15 protein-coding genes are annotated in these 18793 nt (G+C 61.8%); 8 read left to right on the top strand and 7 right to left on the bottom strand.

Going from position 1 to position 18793, the window contains the following annotated elements; translation table 11 throughout:
• Nucleotide 1 precedes the first annotated feature (1 nt).
• The 3 genes from Q2941_RS39065 to Q2941_RS39075 all read right to left on the bottom strand — a co-directional run bounded on the left by Q2941_RS39065 (nucleotide 2) and on the right by Q2941_RS39075 (nucleotide 4584).
• Nucleotides 2–1900, bottom strand: coding sequence for an extracellular solute-binding protein (locus tag Q2941_RS39065; RefSeq protein WP_458195828.1), 1899 nt, complete (start codon nucleotides 1898–1900; stop codon nucleotides 2–4).
• 14 nt (nucleotides 1901–1914) lie between these two features.
• Nucleotides 1915–3810, bottom strand: coding sequence for an extracellular solute-binding protein (locus tag Q2941_RS39070; RefSeq protein WP_458195819.1), 1896 nt, complete (start codon nucleotides 3808–3810; stop codon nucleotides 1915–1917).
• A 222-nt stretch (nucleotides 3811–4032) separates the two neighbouring features.
• Nucleotides 4033–4584, bottom strand: coding sequence for a c-type cytochrome (locus tag Q2941_RS39075; protein ID WP_254109148.1), 552 nt, complete (start codon nucleotides 4582–4584; stop codon nucleotides 4033–4035).
• Between the two features lie 221 nt (nucleotides 4585–4805).
• On the opposite strand from Q2941_RS39075, the gene Q2941_RS39080 reads away from it, so the two are divergent.
• A complete protein-coding gene (locus Q2941_RS39080) occupies nucleotides 4806–5546 on the top strand; it encodes a 3-deoxy-manno-octulosonate cytidylyltransferase (RefSeq protein ID WP_254109149.1) in 741 nt (246 codons plus the stop codon).
• A 21-nt stretch (nucleotides 5547–5567) separates the two neighbouring features.
• Complete coding sequence (locus tag Q2941_RS39085; protein WP_027521669.1) at nucleotides 5568–6425, top strand: prephenate dehydratase; 858 nt, start codon at nucleotides 5568–5570, stop codon at nucleotides 6423–6425.
• Nucleotides 6426–6535: 110 nt separating this feature from the next.
• Here Q2941_RS39085 and Q2941_RS39090 read toward each other — a convergent pair whose 3' ends face one another.
• The gene (locus Q2941_RS39090) at nucleotides 6536–7555 is read right to left on the bottom strand and encodes an LLM class flavin-dependent oxidoreductase (protein WP_458195820.1); all 1020 of its coding nucleotides are present in this window, start codon (nucleotides 7553–7555) and stop codon (nucleotides 6536–6538) included.
• Nucleotides 7556–7941: 386 nt separating this feature from the next.
• Here Q2941_RS39090 and metF point away from each other — a divergent pair, with 386 nt between their 5' ends.
• The 3 genes from metF to Q2941_RS39105 all read left to right on the top strand — a co-directional run bounded on the left by metF (nucleotide 7942) and on the right by Q2941_RS39105 (nucleotide 13772).
• Nucleotides 7942–8874 (top strand): methylenetetrahydrofolate reductase [NAD(P)H], encoded by a 933-nt coding sequence (gene metF / locus Q2941_RS39095; RefSeq protein ID WP_458195821.1) that lies wholly within the window; start codon nucleotides 7942–7944, stop codon nucleotides 8872–8874.
• A gap of 3 nt (nucleotides 8875–8877) precedes the next feature.
• Nucleotides 8878–12735 (top strand): methionine synthase, encoded by a 3858-nt coding sequence (gene metH / locus Q2941_RS39100; RefSeq protein ID WP_458195822.1) that lies wholly within the window; start codon nucleotides 8878–8880, stop codon nucleotides 12733–12735.
• Between the two features lie 470 nt (nucleotides 12736–13205).
• Entirely contained in the window at nucleotides 13206–13772 is a 567-nt protein-coding gene (locus Q2941_RS39105; RefSeq protein ID WP_027521665.1) for a YbhB/YbcL family Raf kinase inhibitor-like protein, read from the top strand.
• Nucleotides 13773–13904: 132 nt separating this feature from the next.
• Here Q2941_RS39105 and Q2941_RS39110 read toward each other — a convergent pair whose 3' ends face one another.
• Complete coding sequence (locus tag Q2941_RS39110; RefSeq protein ID WP_254109154.1) at nucleotides 13905–14534, bottom strand: glutathione S-transferase family protein; 630 nt, start codon at nucleotides 14532–14534, stop codon at nucleotides 13905–13907.
• 149 nt (nucleotides 14535–14683) lie between these two features.
• Here Q2941_RS39110 and Q2941_RS39115 point away from each other — a divergent pair, with 149 nt between their 5' ends.
• Together Q2941_RS39115 and Q2941_RS39120 are read left to right on the top strand one after the other, a co-directional pair.
• Nucleotides 14684–15142, top strand: coding sequence for a BBP7 family outer membrane beta-barrel protein (locus tag Q2941_RS39115; protein WP_458195823.1), 459 nt, complete (start codon nucleotides 14684–14686; stop codon nucleotides 15140–15142).
• Nucleotides 15143–15326: 184 nt separating this feature from the next.
• Nucleotides 15327–15563, top strand: coding sequence for a hypothetical protein (locus tag Q2941_RS39120; RefSeq protein ID WP_458195824.1), 237 nt, complete (start codon nucleotides 15327–15329; stop codon nucleotides 15561–15563).
• 37 nt (nucleotides 15564–15600) lie between these two features.
• Here Q2941_RS39120 and Q2941_RS39125 read toward each other — a convergent pair whose 3' ends face one another.
• The gene (locus Q2941_RS39125; protein ID WP_458195825.1) at nucleotides 15601–17310 is read right to left on the bottom strand and encodes a DUF262 domain-containing protein; all 1710 of its coding nucleotides are present in this window, start codon (nucleotides 17308–17310) and stop codon (nucleotides 15601–15603) included.
• A gap of 282 nt (nucleotides 17311–17592) precedes the next feature.
• Here Q2941_RS39125 and Q2941_RS39130 point away from each other — a divergent pair, with 282 nt between their 5' ends.
• Nucleotides 17593–18051: a hypothetical protein gene (locus tag Q2941_RS39130; protein ID WP_458195826.1), complete on the top strand. Its 459-nt coding sequence runs from the start codon at nucleotides 17593–17595 to the stop codon at nucleotides 18049–18051.
• Nucleotides 18052–18126: 75 nt separating this feature from the next.
• Here the strand turns inward: Q2941_RS39130 and Q2941_RS39135 are convergent, their stop codons facing one another.
• Nucleotides 18127–18597: a hypothetical protein gene (locus tag Q2941_RS39135; protein WP_458195827.1), complete on the bottom strand. Its 471-nt coding sequence runs from the start codon at nucleotides 18595–18597 to the stop codon at nucleotides 18127–18129.
• Nucleotides 18598–18793: the final 196 nt, after the last annotated feature.

Raw genomic sequence — 18793 nt, forward strand, 5'->3', positions numbered from 1 at the left:
GCTACTTCGCCTGATCGAGCTTGGCGGCCTTGGCGGCGTCGAACCACCACAGGGTCCGCTCGCCGACGTCGCTGGAATAGTCACTCAACTGGTAGCGGGGCAAATCCTTCGGGTGATCGAACATGTCCCAATAGGCCAGCCGGTGGCTGGTGTTGTTCCATTGCGGCACCCAATAGCGCCCGGCGCGAAAGACGCGATCGATCGCGCGGCATGCGACCGTCAGATCCTTGCGCGTCTCGGCCGCCATCGCTTTCTCCACCAACGCGTCGATCGCAGGATTGGTGACGCCGGCCAGATTATGGGATCCTTTCGTGGCTGCGGCCTGCGAAGTGAAGTAGGTCCGCAGGCTGTCACCGGGTGTCGGCGTCATGCTGATGCGCTCGATCGCGACGTCGAAATCGAACGCTTCGACCCGCGCACGATGCTGGACGGCATCGACGACGCGCAGACTTGCCTCGATCCCGAGCGTGTTCAGGTTTTTGATGAAGGACGCGTGATGCGGCTGGAACGACGGCTCGTCGATCAGGAATTCGATGGTAAAGACGTCGCCATTCGGCAGCAGGCGCTTACCGTCCTTGACGGGTATCTTTGACTCCTGGAGCAACTGCTGCGCCTTGCGCAACAGCGTGCGGTCCTGGCCTGAGCCGTCCGTCACCGGCGGCACATAGGGCTCGCCGAACACCTCGTCGGGGACCTGGCCGCGATAGGGCTCGAGCAGCTTCAATTCCTCGGGCGAGGGAGGACCTTCGGCAACGAGGTCGGAGTTCTGGAACGGCGAGATTGTGCGCGCATAGGCGCCGTACATGATGGTCTTGTTGGTCCACTCGAAGTCAAACGCGCAATTCATGGCGTCGCGGACTTTCACGTCCTTGAACTTGTCGCGGCGGGTGTTGATGAACCAGCCCTGGCCGCCCGAAGGCGTTCGGTCCGGCACCTGTTCGCGCTTGACGCGGCCGTCCTTGATGGCCGGAAAATCGTAGCGCGTCGCCCAGATGCGCGAGGTGAATTCCTCGCGATAGAGGTAATTCTTGCCGGTAAAGCCCTCGAACGCGACGTCGCGATCGCGGTAGTACTCGTAGCGGATCACGTCGAAATTGTTGCTGCCGCGACAGACCGGCAGGTCGGCAGCCCACCAGTCCTTCACCCGCTCGAACTCGATGTAGCGATTGATTTCGAACTTCCCGACCTTGTACGGGCCCGACCCCAGCGGGACATCCGTCGTCGATTCCTCGAACGGCCTCGTCGCGTAATAGGCCTTCGAGAAGATCGGCAAGCCAGCCGCATAGAGCGGCACGTCGCGCGCGCGCTTCTCGGCGAAATTCACCACCACGGTGGCGTCATCGAGCGCCCCGGCGCCCTTGACGTCGCGCATCTGCAACTGGACCAACGGATGGCCCTTCTCCTTCAGCGTATTGATGGAGAAAGCGACATCATGCGCGGTCAACTTCGAGCCGTCGTGAAACCGCGCCTCGGGCCGAATCGTGAAGCGGTAGGCGAGCTTGTCTGGGGAGATCTGCACCGATTTGGCGGCATAGCCGTACATCGCATCCGGCTCATCGCCGGCATGCGCCATCAGCGAGACGAAGGTCAGATCCATGCCCTGCGCACCCTCGCCCTTGAGGATGAAGGCATTGAGCGAGCTGAACGTGAAGAAGGATTGATTGTAGGCGCGCGCCGACGGGATCAGCGAGAACGTGCCTCCCTTCGGTGCCTCGACATTGACGTAGTCGAAATGGTGGAAGTCGGCCGGATATTTGAGATCGCCGAACGCCGATATGCCGTGCACCTCGGCCGGCATTTCGGATGCAGCCGCGCCGCGCAGCCAGGACGGGCCCAGCGATGCGCTCAAGGCGCCGCCTGCACCGAAGACGAGCACATGCCGGCGTGAAAGCTGCGCCATGCGCGAAAGCTTTCTCAAGAGCGTTTTCCGATTCGGGCGGCCTTCTCGGCGTCGTACCACCATAGCGTCGGCAGGCCTGACCTGCCATATTTCGGCAGCGGCTCGGCATGGCTGAAGCGGTCCCATCGGGCGTAGCGCGAGAATGGATAGGTAAACTGGGGCACGACGTAGAAATTCCACAGCAGCACGCGATCGAGCGCACGCGTTGCGGCGACGAGACCGGCGCGGTCCTTGGCGAAGATCACTTTCTCAATCAATGCATCCACGGCCGGGTTCTTGATGCCGATGGTGTTGCGCGCCCCCGGCACGTCGGCCGTCTGCGATCCCCAGAACTCGCGCTGCTCGTTGCCGGGCGAGAGCGACTCGCCCCACTGATCGATGATCATGTCGAAATCGAAGCTGCGCAGCCGGTTCTGGTACTGCGCGTCGTCGACCGTACGAACCGACGTATTGACGCCGATCCGCTCCAGCGACGGCTTGTAGAACAGCGCGATACGCTCGGACGAGGGATCCTGTACCAGGATCTCGACCGTCAGAACCTTGCCCGAGGCGTCGACCAGCTTGTGGTCGCGTACCTCGAAGCCCGCCTCTTTCAGCAGCTTTGCCGCTTCGCGTAAATTGGCGCGCACCGCTTCCGGATTGCCGCCGACCGGATTCTGGTAAGGCGTGGTGAAGACTTCCGGCGGCACCTTGTCCTTCACGGTCTCGAGGATCTGCAATTCCTCACCCTGAGGCAGGCCCGTCGCGGCGAGCTCGGTGCCTTCGAAATAGCTGTTGATGCGCTTGTACTGACCGAAGAAGAGCTGCTTGTTCATCTCCTCGAAGTCGAAAGCATAGTTGAAGGCCCGCCGCACCCGCGCGTCTTTGAACTGGTCGCGCCTGCTGTTGACCACGAAGGCCTGCATGCGGCCGGAGTCGTTGATCGGAAATTCTTCCTTGACCACCCGCTTCTCGGTGACCGCCGGAAAATCGTAGGCGGTCGCCCATTGCTTGGCGGAATTCTCCGCGATCCAGTCGGCCTGATCGGCCTTGAAGGCTTCCAGCGCGACGATGTTGTCGCGGAAGAACTCGAAGCGCAGCTCGTCGAAATTGTTCTGCCCGATCTGGCTCGGCAAGTTCGCGCCCCAATGGTCCTTGACCCGTTCGAGCTTGATCGAGCGTCCCGCCACGAATTCCTTGATCCGGTATGGACCTGAGCCGAGCGGAATCTCGAGCGTCGTCGCGCCGACGTCTCGCTTCCGTCCCTGCGCGTCGGTACCTTCCCACCAATGCTTCGGCAGCACCGTGAGCTCGCCGACGATGGTGGGCAGTTCCCTGTTGCCGGGACCGTCAAAGGTGAACTTCACGTCGCGCTCGCCGACCTTCTCGGCCTTCACCACGTGCCGGTAGTAAGACCCGTACATCGGGCTCTGCTTCTTCAAAGTCTCCAGCGAGAAGATGACATCCTCAGGCGTCACCGGCTTGCCGTCGTGCCAGCGGGCTTCCATGCGCAGACGATAGATCACCCAGGAAAAATCGCCCGGATGCTGGGCAGTTTCGGCAAGCTCACCGTACTGGGTCGCCACCTCGTCCTGCGCGCGCGTCATCAGGGTTTCATGGATCAGGCCGGCAGCTGGCGCGATCACGCCTTTGATGCCGGCGACCGCAATGTTGAAATTGTCGAAGGTGCCGATCGAGATCATGCGCGCGACGCCGCCCTTCGGCGCGTCCGGATTGACGTAGTCGAAGCGCTTGAAGTCTGCCGGATATTTGATGTCGCCAAACAGGGAGAGACCGTGGCGCCAGGGCAGCTCACTGGCCGATTGCGCCTCGGCGGCCCTGACAATCGGAACACCTGCGGCGGAACCGAGGACGGGGAGCGCAGCAGTCGCACCGCCGGCTAGCAGAAGATCGCGTCGGGTAATGGCCAAATGAACGTCCCTGTCTGGAAGGAGGTTACCCCTTTAAGGCCCCAATATACGGCAAGGTTTCGACCGATTGTGTTGCTTTTTCCTCATCTTGGAAGCCCGAGGGGACGGTTCACTGCGGCGAAACGCCCCGATAACAACGCTGCGAGGCGGCCTAGCGGTAGATAAGGAAACGGCCAGGCTTTTCGAGCCTGGCCGCAGGTCGGCATAATTATTTTGGCGATCTTACTTCGCCGCGGTCGGCAGCGGCTTCGGGCTATCGGCCAGGCTGTTCAGATAGGCAATGACGTCGGCGCGCTCGGAGTCCTTCGGAATGCCGGCGAAGCCCATCGCGGTGCCCGAGATAAAGCCCTTCGGATTGGTGATGAACTTGTTGAGATCGTCGATGGTCCACTCGCCGCCCTTGGCCTTCATGGCGGCGGAGTAGTTGAAGCCGGCCTCGGACGCGCGGGCGCGGCCGACGATGCCGAAGAGGTTCGGGCCGACGCGATTCGGGCCGCCCTTCTCGAAGGTGTGGCAGGCGCCGCACTTCTTGGCGGCCGAGGCTCCCTTCTCGACAGAGGCGGTCTGGAGCAGCTTCTCGATTGGCTCGGACGGCGCCGCGGCAGCGCCGCCCTCAGCGCCATGGCCAGCCTCTTCCTTCACGGCGATCTCAAAACCGGGCTTCTCCGGCGGTTTCGCAGCGAACAGCGCCTGGGCGGTGAAGCTTGTCACCAGGACGACGAGGCAGGTGCCGAGGATCGCACCGAGGATCTTGTTGAGTTCGAAAGAGTCCATTTCCGGCCAGGCCCCACACCGCAAGAAGGATAAAGCGGCCCCAAGCGGCCGCCAGGACGTGCCTCGGGAGAATCAAATGTTCCTTATCGTTCCCCCGAGTTTTGACATTGAGATATCGGTTTGCCCGTGGTCTGGCAACCCGTATAAACGGCCCCGCTTTCCTCCCATCCCCACCCGATTTCCCGGTGCGGAAAACGCCCCGTTTCCAGGCCCTTGACCCCATGACCGATCCCCGCATTTTAGTGCTGATCCCGGCCCGCATGGCGGCTACCCGCCTGCCCGGTAAGCCGCTGAAGGACATCGCCGGACAGCCGATGATCGTGCATGTGCTGCGGCGGGCCGAAGAGGCCGCGATCGGGCGGGTTGCGGTCGCAACCGACACCCAGGAGATCGCCGACGTCGTCACCGCGCATGGCGGCGTCGCCGTAATGACCCGCCCTGAGCATCCGTCGGGGTCGGACCGCATCCACGAGGCCATGCAGAAGCTCGATCCCGAAGGCAAAGCCGAAATCGTGGTCAATCTCCAGGGCGATTTCCCGACCATCTCGACCGCCAACATCCGCGACGTGCTGCCTCCGCTGGCTGACCCCGCCGTCGATATCGCGACGCTGGCCTCGCAGATCCACACCGAGGAGGAGGATCTCGCCCCGAGCGTGGTGAAGGCGGTGGGAACCTCGCTCGGCGGGCGGCGCATGCGCGCGCTATATTTTACCCGCGCGACCGCCCCTACCGGGGAGGGACCGCGTTACCACCATATCGGCCTCTACGCCTATCGCCGCGCGGCGCTGGAGCGGTTCGTGTCGCTGCCGCCCTCGCCGCTGGAATTGCAGGAGAAGCTGGAGCAGCTCCGGGCGCTGGAGGCCGGCATGCGCATCGACTTCACCATCGTCGATACCGTCCCCCGCGGCGTCGACACTGCGGCGGACTTAGAGACCGCCCGCAGCATCCTTTCCAAATCCTGAGCCGCTGTTACAAGGCCCGACATGAGCAAGATGAAAATCGCATTCCAGGGCGAGCCTGGGGCCAATTCCCACATCGCCATCGACGAGGCCTATCCCGACGCCGAGCCGATGCCGTGCGCGACCTTCGAGGATGCGCTGTCGGCGATCTCCTCGGGCGAGGCCGATCTCGGCATGATCCCGATCGAGAACTCGGTCGCGGGACGCGTCGCCGACATCCATCATTTGCTGCCGGCCTCCGGCCTCTTCATCATCGGCGAGTGGTTCCTGCCGATCCAGCATCAATTGATGGCGGTGAAGGGCACCAGGCTCGAAGACATCAAGAGCGTCGAGAGCCATGTGCACGCGCTCGGCCAGTGCCGCCGCATGATCCGCAAGCTCGGCGTCAAGCCGATCGTGGCGGCCGATACCGCGGGCAGCGCGCGCGATATTTCCGAGCGCAAGGATAAAAGCGTCGCCGCGATCGCCTCGCGGCTTGCCGCAAAGATCTACGGCCTCGACATTCTGGCCGAGGACATCGAGGACGAGGCCCACAACACCACGCGCTTCGTCGTGCTGGCGCGCGAGGCGAAATGGGCCGAGCAGGGTTCGGGCCCGCTGGTCACCTCTTTTGTATTCCGGGTGCGCAACCTGCCGGCGGCGCTCTACAAGGCGCTCGGCGGCTTTGCCACCAATGGCGTCAACATGACCAAGCTCGAAAGCTACATGGTTGACGGCAATTTCTTCGCCACGCAGTTCTACGCCGATGTCGACGGCCATCCCGACGACAAGGGCCTTGCCTTCGCGCTCGAGGAGTTGAAATTCTTCTCGCGCGAATTCCGCATCGTCGGCGTGTATCCGGGGCATCCGTTCCGGGCGACGTTCAGCGAGAAGATGGAGTAGCTATCGTGTCCCGGACGCGCGAAGCGCGAGCCGGGACCCAGGGGCCACGATGGGCCCCGGCTCAGCAGCGCATCACTCCGTGCCGCGCTGCGTCCGGGGCACGATAGCTTCTACGCCGCCTCTCCCTTCACTAGCCCGAACGCATCAGCCAGCAGCGAATACGACTTCTTCCGCGCCTCGTGGTCATACACGGCCGTCATGACCATCAGCTCGTCCGGCTTGCTCGCGTCGAGCAGCGGCTTCAGCTTCTGCTGCACCGTCGCGGGGCTCCCGACGAAGAGGCGCGAGCGGTTGCGGGCGATCGAGGCACGATCGGCGTCCGTATAGGGATAGGCAAGCGCCTCCTCCACGCTCGGCAGCGGCAGATATTGGCCGCGGTCGCGGCGCAGGCGATTGAGGTCGAAGGACGAGGCGAGCTTTTCCGCCTCCTCGTCGGTATCCGCCGTGACGACTGCCACCGCGAGAATCGCGTGCGGCGTCGCGCGCCAGGCCGACGGCTGGAAACGGTTGCGATAGTGCACCATCGCGTCGATCGCATCATGGCTCGCAAAATGATGCGCGAAGGCGAAGCCCATGCCGACCTGGGCTGCCAATTCCGACGAATAATCGCTGGAGCCGAGCAGCCAGATCGGCGGCAGGGGCGTGTCGTCGGGCATTGCCACGACGTTGTTGTACGGATGGCCTGAGGGGAATTCGCGCGTCTCCCACAGGATCAATTCATGCAGCCGCTCCAGGAAATCGTCGCCCTCGCGGCGGTCGAGCCGGCTCCTGAGCGCGTACGCCGTGGCGCCATCGGTGCCGGGCGCGCGGCCCAGGCCGAGATCGATGCGGCCGGGAAACAGCGCCTCCAGCATCTTGAAACGTTCGGCGACCACCAGCGGTGCATGATTGGGCAGCATCACGCCGCCGGAGCCGACACGGATGTTCTTCGTCACCGCCGCGATCTGCCCGATCATGACGTCAGGCGCGGGGCTCGCGACGGAAGCAAGGTTGTGGTGCTCGGCGAGCCAGTAGCGGACATAGCCGAGCTGATCGACATGGCGCGCGAGATCGATGCTGTTGCGCAGCGCCGCTGCCGGCTTCGTGCCGGACGTGACGACGGAGAGATCGAGGACGGAGAGCGGAATCATGGCCGGTTCAAAGTAGTGCGCAGCGGCGGGGCGGCAATGGCCGGCAGGAGCAGAGCTGACGTGTGCTAGGGCGAGACGGCCGGGGGGATTTGCTCGAAGCCGGTGGGATATCGCAAGCCTCAATCATCAACGATTCACACTGCCCACCGAGCTTATCAAGATTTGAAAATCTTAAACATCATATAACTCGTTGAAAGCGTGTGCATTTATAAATTTTACCGACTTCCCACCTCAATTGGCTTTGGCACAAAAATGTCGGTTCAGTGAGCAATAGTGGGCGATTTCCCATCACCGATGGGCTGTCGAGAAGATCCCGTTTGGCCTATCTTAGCGCTTCCCAAGCTAAATCTGCCGCAGGTGCGAAGAGATCTGGAGTGAGTGGTGCCATGACCGAGCCGACGACGCCTGCCCGTAACGGGCAAGACAATGGGCAAGACGGGCACCTCGCCAAGCGTCCGGCGATCTCCTTCGAGTTCTTTCCGCCCAAGACCGAGGAGATGGAGAAGAACCTGTGGGAGACCATCAATCGCCTCGCCCTGCTCGAGCCGAAATTCGTCTCGGTGACCTATGGCGCGGGCGGCTCGACCCGTGAGCGCACCCACGCCACCATCGCCCGCATCCTGAAGGAGACGTCGCTGTTGCCGGCCGCGCACCTCACCTGCGTCGGCGCCTCGCGCGGCGAGATCGACGAGATCGTCGACCGCTACCACGAGGTCGGCGTCCGCCACATCGTCGGCCTGCGCGGTGACCCGCCCGGCGGCATCGGTACGCCCTACTCCACCCATCCCGACGGATACCAGAGTTCGGCCGAGCTCGTTGCCGGCATCAAGAAGCGCCATGCCGATATCGAGGTTTCAGTCTCGGCCTATCCCGAGAAGCACCCCGAAGCGCGTGACTTCGACGCCGACATCGACACGCTGAAGGCCAAGGTCGATGCGGGCGCGACGCGCGCGATCACGCAGGTGTTCTTCGATAACGACCTCTACTTCCGCTATCTCGACCGCGTCCGCGCTCGCGGCATCGAGATTCCGATCGTGCCGGGCATCATGCCCATGCACAATTTCAAGCAGGCCCGCAATTTCGTTACCCGCGCCGGCACCAGCGTGCCGAACTGGCTCGCGGAGAAGTTCGACGGGCTCGACGACGATCCGGAAACGCGCAAGCTCGTCGCAGCGACGGTCGCCGCCGGCCAGGTGCACAAGCTCGCCAAGCACGGCGTCGACACCTTCCATTTCTACACCATGAACCGCGCCGATCTCGTGTTCGCGATCAGCCATTTGCTCGGCATTCGCGCCAAGAGCGCGCAGAAGGCGGCGTAACCGATGACCGTGACCGTTTCCCCGAAGCGTACTGCCCTGCTCGCCGCCGCGCGCGAGCGCATTCTGGTGCTCGACGGCGCCATGGGCACGATGATCCAGGGCCTGCAGTTCGACGAGGCCGCCTTCCGCGGCGAGCGCTTCAAGAATTTTCACCGGGACCTCCGTGGCAACAACGACCTGTTGATCCTCACCCAGCCGCAGGCGATCGAGGACATCCACGCCGCCTATTTGCGCGCCGGCGCCGACATCGTCGCGACCAACACCTTCTCGACGACCTCGATCGCGCAGGCCGATTACGACCTTGCCGAAATCGTCTACGAGATGGCACGCGAAGGCGCGCGCCTCGCTGGCAACGCCGCCAAACGTGTTGAAGCCGAGGACGGCAAGCCGCGCTTCGTCGCCGGCGCCATCGGTCCCACCAACCGCACCGCCTCGATCTCGCCTGATGTCGCAAACCCCGGCTACCGCGCCGTCACCTTCGACGACCTGCGCGAGTCCTACGGCGAGCAGATCCGGGGCCTCATCGACGGCGGCGTCGACCTCTTGCTGGTCGAGACCATCTTCGACACGCTGAACGCCAAGGCCGCGCTCTATGCGATCGCCGAGATCACGGAAGAACGCGGCATCGACATGCCCGTGATGGTCTCAGGCACCATCACCGACAAGTCCGGCCGCCTGCTGTCGGGACAGATGCCGGAGGCGTTCTGGAATTCGGTGCGGCACGCAAAGCCCATCACCATCGGCTTCAACTGCGCGCTCGGCGCGGAAGACCTGCGCGCGCATATCGCGGACATTGGCCGCGTCGCCGACGCGCTGGTCTGCGCCTATCCCAATGCCGGCCTGCCCAACGAGTTCGGCCAGTATGACGAGACGCCGGAATATATGGCCCGCCTGGTCGGCGAGTTCGCGCGTGATGGTCTCGTCAACATCGTCGGTGGCTGCTGCGGCACCACGCCGGAGCACATCGCGGCGATTGCGGCTGCGGTGGCGCCGCACAAGCCGCGCCTTGTGCCGGCGATCGAGCCGCGCTTAAGGCTCTCCGGCCTCGAGCCGTTCCTGCTAACGGATGCGATCCCCTTCGTCAACGTCGGCGAGCGCACCAACGTCACGGGCTCGGCCCGCTTCCGTAAATTGATCACGGCCGGCGACTACACGGCCGCGCTCCAGGTCGCGCGCGATCAGGTCGAGAACGGCGCGGTAGTTATCGACGTCAACATGGACGAGGGTCTTCTGGACTCGGAAGCCGCGATGCGGACCTTCCTCAACCTCGTCGCCGCCGAGCCCGACATCGCCCGCGTGCCCGTGATGGTCGACTCCTCGAAATTCTCGGTCATCGAGGCCGGGCTGAAATGCGTGCAGGGCAAGCCGGTTGTCAACTCGATCTCGATGAAGGAAGGCGAGGAGAAGTTCATCCTTGAAGCCAAGATCGCGCGGCGCCACGGCGCGGCTGTCGTGGTGATGGCATTCGACGAGGTCGGCCAGGCCGATACGTTCGCGCGCAAGACCGAGATCTGCAAGCGCGCCTACGACATCCTGGTGAACCGCGTCGGTTTCCCGCCCGAAGACATCATCTTCGATCCCAACATCTTTGCGATCGCGACGGGCATCGAGGAGCACAACAATTACGGCGTCGACTTCATCGAGGCGACGCGCTGGATCCGCCAGAATCTACCCGGCGCGCACATCTCGGGCGGTGTCTCCAACCTGTCCTTCTCGTTCCGCGGCAACGAGCCGGTGCGCGAGGCCATGCATTCGGTGTTCCTGTATCATGCCATCAAGGCCGGCATGGACATGGGCATCGTCAATGCCGGGCAAATGATCGTCTATGACGACATCGATCCGGAGCTGCGCCAGGTTTGCGAGGACGTGGTCCTCAATCGCGATCCCGGCGCGTCCGAGCGGCTGCTCGCGCTTGCCGAAAAATTTCGCGGCAAGAAGACCGAGAGCAAGGAAGCCGATCTCGCCTGGCGCGAATGGCCGGTCGAGAAGCGCCTGTCGCACGCCCTCGTGCATGGCATCACCGAGTTCATCGAGCAGGATACCGAAGAAGCCCGCAAGGCGTCCTCGCGCCCGCTCGACGTGATCGAAGGCCCGTTGATGGCCGGCATGAACGTGGTCGGCGATCTCTTCGGCGACGGCAAGATGTTTTTGCCGCAGGTCGTGAAATCGGCGCGCGTGATGAAGCAGGCGGTCGCCTGGCTGATGCCGTTCATGGAGGAGGAGAAGGCGCGCAACCTCGCGAGCGGCATCGGCGGCGATACCAACTCGTCCGCGGGCAAGATCGTGCTCGCGACCGTGAAGGGCGACGTCCACGACATCGGCAAGAACATCGTCGGCATCGTGCTCCAGTGCAACAATTTTGAGGTCATCGACCTCGGCGTGATGGTGCCGGCCGCAAAGATCGTCGAGACCGTGAAGGCGGAGAAGGCCGACATCGTCGGCCTGTCCGGCCTGATCACGCCCTCGCTCGACGAGATGGCGTTCTTCGCCGGCGAATTGCAGCGCGAAGGCTTGAAGCTGCCGCTGCTGATCGGCGGCGCCACGACCAGCCGCGTGCACACGGCCGTCAAGATCGACCCGAACTACAGGGCCGGCCCCGTCGTGCATGTCAACGACGCAAGCCGCGCCGTCGGCGTCGCCTCCTCGCTGCTCTCGCCCGAGAAACGCGAGACCTATGCCGCCGAAGTGCGCGCCGAATACGCAAAAATTTCGGAGGCGCATCTGCGCGCGCAGGCCGACAAGAAGCGCCTGAAGCTCACGGATGCCCGCGCCAACCGCGTGCCGGTCGATTTCGTCGCGACAAAGCCGGTGAAGCCGACCTTCCTCGGCACGAAGACGTTCGACGACTATGACCTCGCCGAGCTCGTCGACTGCATCGACTGGACGCCGTTCTTCCAGACCTGGGAGCTCGCAGGACGATTCCCGGCCATCCTCGACGACCCCAAGGTCGGCGAGGTCGCGCGCTCGCTCTATGACGACGCGCGCAAGATGCTCGACCTCATCGTCAAGGAGAAATGGTTCCGGGCGCGCGCCACGATCGGCTTCTGGCCGGCGAACGCGCAAGGCGACGACATCGTGCTCTACGCCGACGAGAGCCGGACGAAGAAGATTGCGACGCTGCACACGCTGCGCCAGCAGCTCGAGAAGCGCGAGGGCCGCTTCAACGCGGCGCTGTCCGACTTCGTTGCGCCTACGGGTACTGGCGTGCCGGATTATATCGGCGGCTTCGTGGTCACCGCAGGCATTGGCGAGGATGCGGTCGCCGACCGCTTCAAGAAGGCCAATGACGACTACTCCTCGATCCTCTGCAAGGCGCTGGCCGATCGCCTGGCCGAAGCCTTCGCCGAGCGCATGCACGCCCGCGTGCGCCGCGAGTTCTGGGCCTATGCCCCGGACGAGAAACTCTCCAACGAGGAGCTGATCCTCGAAAAATATCAGGGCATCCGCCCTGCCCCCGGCTATCCAGCGCAACCCGACCACACCGAGAAGAAGACGCTGTTCGCCCTGCTCGATGCGGAGAACACCGCCGGCGTGAAGCTGACCGAGAGCTTTGCGATGTGGCCGGGCAGTAGCGTGAGCGGGCTCTATTTTGCAAATCCCGAGAGCTATTATTTCGGCGTCGGCAAGATCGAGCGCGACCAGGTCGAGGATTATGCGGCACGCAAGGACATGAGCGTTGCCGAGGTCGAGCGCTGGCTGGCGCCGATTTTGAACTACATCCCGGCGCAGCAGGAGACTAACAAGGCCTTCGCGGCAACGCCCGCGAACGACGAGACGTCAAATGACCTCGCCTCGCATCCGCCGGGCTGCACCTGTGCGGTACATCTCGTCTGGCAGAAGAAGCGCGCGGGAGCGGGGTAAGCGCACCACATCTCCGCTGTCGTCCTGGCGAAAGCCAGGACCCATACCGCGGGATCTATCGACCGCGGCGGTCGGAGTACCGAGCTACTTCGCCAAACTCCTCCCTGGGGTAATGGGTCCCGGCCCCCGTGCGCAATTGCGCACGAGGCCGGGACGACGTTGTGGTGAACAGGGTGCCGACCATCATGATCGCCGGGTGATGGTCGCAGATAGAGATGCGCCGACACCTCCCAGACCAAAAAAGTGAAAAACAACCCCATGCAAAGTAGAAAATTGCGGGGCCGACCAACTACGCATTTCCCGAAATGACTTGACTCGTCGGGCAAATCACCGGCAATATGTCATCATTGCGAACTGCGCCGGATGGACCCGCGCCGCAGCATCGAGAGCAACGGCGCAGACTGATTGAAACCAGGTTCCTCGGGCGCTACTTTGCGATCTCTGAGCTCATTGTTGAAGGGGTGCTTCCGATGACAAGGTTTGCATTCTCATTTGCAGCAGCTTGTGTGCTCCTGCTTCATGCGGGCGAAGCTGGTGCGCAGAGCCTCACGCTGAGCAGCCCGGACATCAGCGAAGGCGCCACGATTGCCGGCGAACATGTATTCAAAGGCTTCGGCTGTACCGGCAACAACACCTCTCCGGCCTTGAGCTGGAGCGGTGCTCCGGCGGGCACCAAGAGCTTCGCCGTGGCGATACATGATCCTGATGCGCCAACCGGCAGCGGCTGGTGGCATTGGGTCGTCTTCAATCTTCCGCCATCCGTCACTGCGCTTCCCAAGGGGGCCGGCGATCCAAAGAAGAAGCTGATGCCGAAAGGGGCGATCCAGAGCCGCACTGACTTCGGCAGCGACGGCTATGGCGGACCATGCCCGCCGCCCGGCGACAAGCCGCACCGCTATCAGATCACCGTATTCGCCGTTGACGTCGATAAGCTTCCGAACGCCAAGGACCATTCAGCATCCGCGGCACTGGTCGGTTTCGATCTGCACTTCCATACGCTCGGAAAGGCTACCCTGACCGGTCTCTACGGCCGCTGACGGGACGCGGGAGGGTTCGCCAGGCGCGCGTAGGGTGGGTTAGCGTCAGCGTAACCCACCTCTTTGCTTTCCGCGCATTGAGAGAAGTGGTGGGTTACGCTTCGCTGACCCACCCCACGAACCTGCGCTCGCTCACCCCTTGGGCGGCGCGAGCGGCTGGACGATCTCTTTGAACGGCGCCAGCGCCTCGCAGAGCTCGGAATGCGCCGTGAGTGCCGGATAGCGCGCAGGATCGAACAGCTGCGGGTGCGCTTCGCGGGTGAAGCGGACGACGCAGGCAACTACGACGTCGGCGTGGCCGATGCGCGTCCCGAGCCAGTACGGCGTCGTTACTTTCGCGCGCTCGGTTTCCAGCACCTTCAACACATCGGCGATTTGCGCCTGGCAGCGCTCGACCCACAACGCGAGCTGTTCTTTCCGCAACACACGCTCATAGAGCAGGCTGACTGCCTTGTCGCCGAGGCCGCTCGCCAGCGCGCAGATGCGCAAATGCCGCCGCCGATCGATACCACCGCGCGGCAGCATCGCTTTCTCTGGCCCGGCGAGATCGTCGAGATAGTCGAGGATGATCGTGCTCTCGATGAGCCCCTCGCCGTCGTCGAGCACCAGCGTCGGCACGCGGCGCAAAGGATTGTACGGCGCGATCTTGTCGGCATCGCCGAACGTCGACCACGGCCTGTGCTCGAAGGCGATACCGTAAAGCTTCAACGCAATCGCGACACGGCGGACGAAGGGGGAATCATACTGGCCGATCAGGAACATGGTTTGCGCTCTTTCTCTTTGGCGCGGCAGGGCCGGGTAGTTCATCGCCAATGCGCGCGGCTGACAAGGAAAATCTTGGAAAGGGAGCATTGCGCCGGCTGCAGCAAGCATGGATCATGACGTGACTGACGCGCACTTGGGGCTCACGCATGTGCCTGCGAACGCTCATCGCCGTCGCTTCGCTGCTCGCCGCCAGCACCGCGAGCGCACAGAACCGCCCGATCGGCTTCCTGACGCCGTCCAAGAACCTCGTCTGCCAGTTCTGCACCGACAACGGTCAAGGCGTGCTTCGCTGCGACATCATGGAGATGGAGGCGCGCCCGCGCCGTCCCGCCGATTGCGAACTCGATTGGGGCCATGCCTTCGAGATGATGGCAAAGGGCAGCGCGGGCCGCATCTGCGCCGGCGACAGCGTGATGGACGCTTCGCTCCCCGTGCTGGCCCATGGCGAAGTGTGGCAGCGCGCCGGCGGACTGATCGACACCACCGTCAATCCGACCTTGCTGCCGCCGGGGCCGCCCGCCGGGCCGAACCGGCCGGCGCAGGTGCTCGACACCACGAACCTACTCGCGCAGGGCTTCAGCTTCGGCGTGCAGTACAACTATTGAGCGTGTTTGGAGCGTTAGCGGAATGCGGGACACTCTTATATCTATCCCGGATTGCGTCCCTCTCCATCCGGGCTATGGCCTCGAAATATCGAGATTATTCCTCCTACTGATGATTCTTCCCCCGATCTTTGCCCCGTGAATGAGCGCGGTGAAAGCCTGATGCGATCAGCGGATGACGCGCTTAATGACCAAGACGAGCATAATCGCCGCACTGCTCGCCGTTCTGGCGACGGCGCAGTCGCGCCAGTTCTACGATGCGAGCGGCAAGCGCATTGGCAGCGCGACGACCGACAGCAGCGGCACGGTCACGAACCACGATGCCAGCGGCCGAGTTATCAGCCGCGAGTCGACGATCGGCGGCACGAGCACGCTCTACGACGCGAGCGGTCGCAATGTCGGAAGGTTGACGACGAAGCGCTGATGGCAGCCGGTTCAGCAGAGCCAATCGCGCCTCCGTTTTAAGGAAAGCGCCAGATTGCGACGGCCTTGCTAGCTAACCACAGCTGACGATCCTCAATGGCTTTGCGATCCCACGCTTGATATTTTGCGATGCCATTGGTTGTCAGCAACTCGCTTTTTTCAAAGATCTTCTTCTTCTCCTCAAACGGAGACCTACCAACATCGCGGTTCTTCGTTTCGGTCAGCAGGCATAGATTTCCCAATCGGGAAACGTAATCCCTAAGTGTGAAATCTGCTGCCAGCGCTTCTTGCCACGCGTCGGGGTTACGAGGAAGGATGTGTTCGAGCGTGAGACTGCTCGTAGGCGACAATTCCTTCCCATGCCTCGCTCTGCGTTCATGCTCCTCAATTCGCTTTAGCAGGTAGACTGCCTTTTGGTTTGACAGGCCGTCCTTTTCCGCGAAGCTCGCCCGGAATGAGTCATCGTTGATATAGATAGTTTCGAGTGCCGAGCGAGCATCGCTCGCCCGCTTCACCTTCTGCGTCCAAATCAGATGAGCGAGACGGGCACATTGTATTTCAATCGCGCCGGTGCGCTCCTCGCCGATCAACTGCCATCTAACGATGATCGTTTCCAGAAGCTTGAGGAGTCGACCGAACTCGTGCTGGTCGAACTTCTTTAGTGCGGACAAAACCACGGGCTTCACCTGCTTCGCGCCCAATAGGCGAAGCGATGCTATGGTCTCGCGAGTATCTGGCGGGTACGGAGTCCAAATCGGGTCCGTTGAAGCCTCAAGCGCAGCATAATGTTCGGCGGCCTCCAGCAGGTCCACCGACAATTCGGCGGCGGCCGATCCGGTCTTGTATTTCTCTTGCACACCTTCGAAAACGTCCTCCAATTGCGTTCGCCCGTTTCGAGAGGTCCAGTAAACCCGTAAGAACTCCTCCTCTTTAACGTTTTGCAATTCTTGAGTAATTTGAGCCCAGCGCTTTTCCAATTGGGCCAGCAAATCGGTTGACTGATCGTGAGCCAGTCCAAACAAATGGTTTTTGACGAGATCCACCGCAGAGAGATCAAGACCCCGATCATTCAATGTTTCAAAGACCCGGAATGCGTTCGCCGCATTCGGTACGGTGAGACGAACGACCACAACAGAATCTCTGATGTATTTCAAAAGATCGGCAAAGTAAGCCGTAGTCTTTTTAGAGTCGGCGTGCTTTTCGGCGATCTGCGTGATACGCGCATGACAATACGCAATCGCGTCTAGCAGACGATAGTTTGAGGCATTCTTGTTGAACGAATTCAACGCCGCCTTGATCTCTGGAAGAGGGCTGCTGTTGACGACGTATTTCTGAAAGAGATCATCATTATTGTAGTTCAGATGCATCTTGGGCAGCGGCTGCTTTTCGCCATATTCGGTACGGCCGATAAAATCGTACTGAATTTGCGAAGAAGTGCTGCCCTCGCTTTCGGAGGCGCCAAACCAAGCTCGTAAGGCAGAGAGAATTATGATCGTCGTTGCCAACCTCTGCTGCCCGTCCAACACACGAAGGCGACCATCCTCGGAGCCCATGAACACCATCAAGCCGATAAAATAAAAGCGATCCTTGCGATCCATCGACTCCGTTAGATCGTCGAATAACTTCTGCACCTTTTCCTGCTCCCACCGGTAGTCTCGTTGGTGCGTAGGAACGAAGAATCTGTTTTCGTTGATCAACTTGCCGAGCCCAGTCGTCGGTGCCTCAGAAATCGATACATTGCCCGTCATTATGCTAATCCGCCCCCGGCGGTCCTCCAGCGAATCGTCGCCGCAACGTACCACAGCCTCTCTTTGTCAATCACTTACAGGTTGCGCAGTTGCACAGCTTCCACAGCTCTTAAGTAGCTGGAAACGGTCTGGGGCGGCAGTCGCCGCAATCGAAGGCATCTAGGACGGCTGCTTTTGGCGGCCGTGCGGCGACCGATATTCCTTTGCGGAATTTCGGTGGCGTGTCGGTGCAGCGCGGCGTACGATTCAACTCCGTCAACGGAATTTTCGCGGAGCCGCGAAATGGACCCGGAAGAATATTTGTATCTTTTGGCACTCTTGCGGTGGGAGACCACCGCGCCGCCCGATGGGCACGAGGCACTGCTCGACGGTACTCTTGCGAAGAACACGCAAACCGCGCGGATGGTGAGAGTCCTGAGATTGCTGGGGCTCGACGATCAAGGACAGAAGAAACTAGAAAGAAACACGCAGCGTAAAGATGGCCGCTCGTACATTTCTCGAGATGCAAGCTGGATGAACCAGCCGACTGAACTCGGCGAAGGCTGGTATTTCGAGGGCAATATGAGCTTGCCAGACAAGAAGAAGATTCTTGATGATCTTTCCAAGTTGGGGCTGTCTACCCGTGAGTTCGCTCGTTGCGCCCAAGATTTTGTGGAGGGAAAGCCGGTGCAAAAATACGCGCCCTCCGATGAAGTCGCCGCTCGCAAGATCGCGCAATGGCAGAAGATGGATTGCGGCTGACGCTCGACTTACTTCGCACCCTGCCGTTCGGCCTCGACGCGGTCGCCGCGGGCCGCGTGAGGCTCGCACTCGGAGCTACTTCAATAGGATGCAATTGCTGCTGCCGTACTTGGCTTCTGCCTTGTTCTTCCGAGCCTCGTCGCTCTGTATCCATTTCGATGGGTCCAAGAGCATCCCATTCTCTCTTTTCACAATGTCATCGAAAGCATCCCTGATCGCATGTGCGAAGATGTTACCAATGATGAAATCGATGCTCGGGCCCTGCAGCAAGAGAGAGACTCCAACCGGAACATTCGCGTCCAAGACCTCTGTGGGTATTTGCCCTTTCTGTAGGGCGTCCAAAAACTCCCTGCCCGCACTCAGCCCCAAATTGAATAGCCGTTCGTGCTCGTTCACATTGCCCGACATCTCGGCATAGGCACCACATTGGAACGCCGACCACATGGTGCGAGCGAGCACCGCCTTTTGTATTGCGGTTTGGGCGCTTGCAATTGAAGCTGATGATAAGAGGAGGACGGTGCAAGCAAGTGCATTGGATCGGCGCATAAGCTTCCCTCACAGACCTCCGAAACTTACCACGCGCTTGATCGGCTATGCATCCCTGCTGAACCATCTAAGGCGAGATCAATCGGAACCCGTACCCGCGCGCCACTTCTCGGCACTCTCTAAAGCGGGATGGGGTTAGGTTGAATCGATTTGGGATTCCCAAATCAGGCTGTTTCTGATTCACCATGCTGGCTGG

Source organism: Bradyrhizobium sp. UFLA05-153 (genome assembly GCF_054185185.1).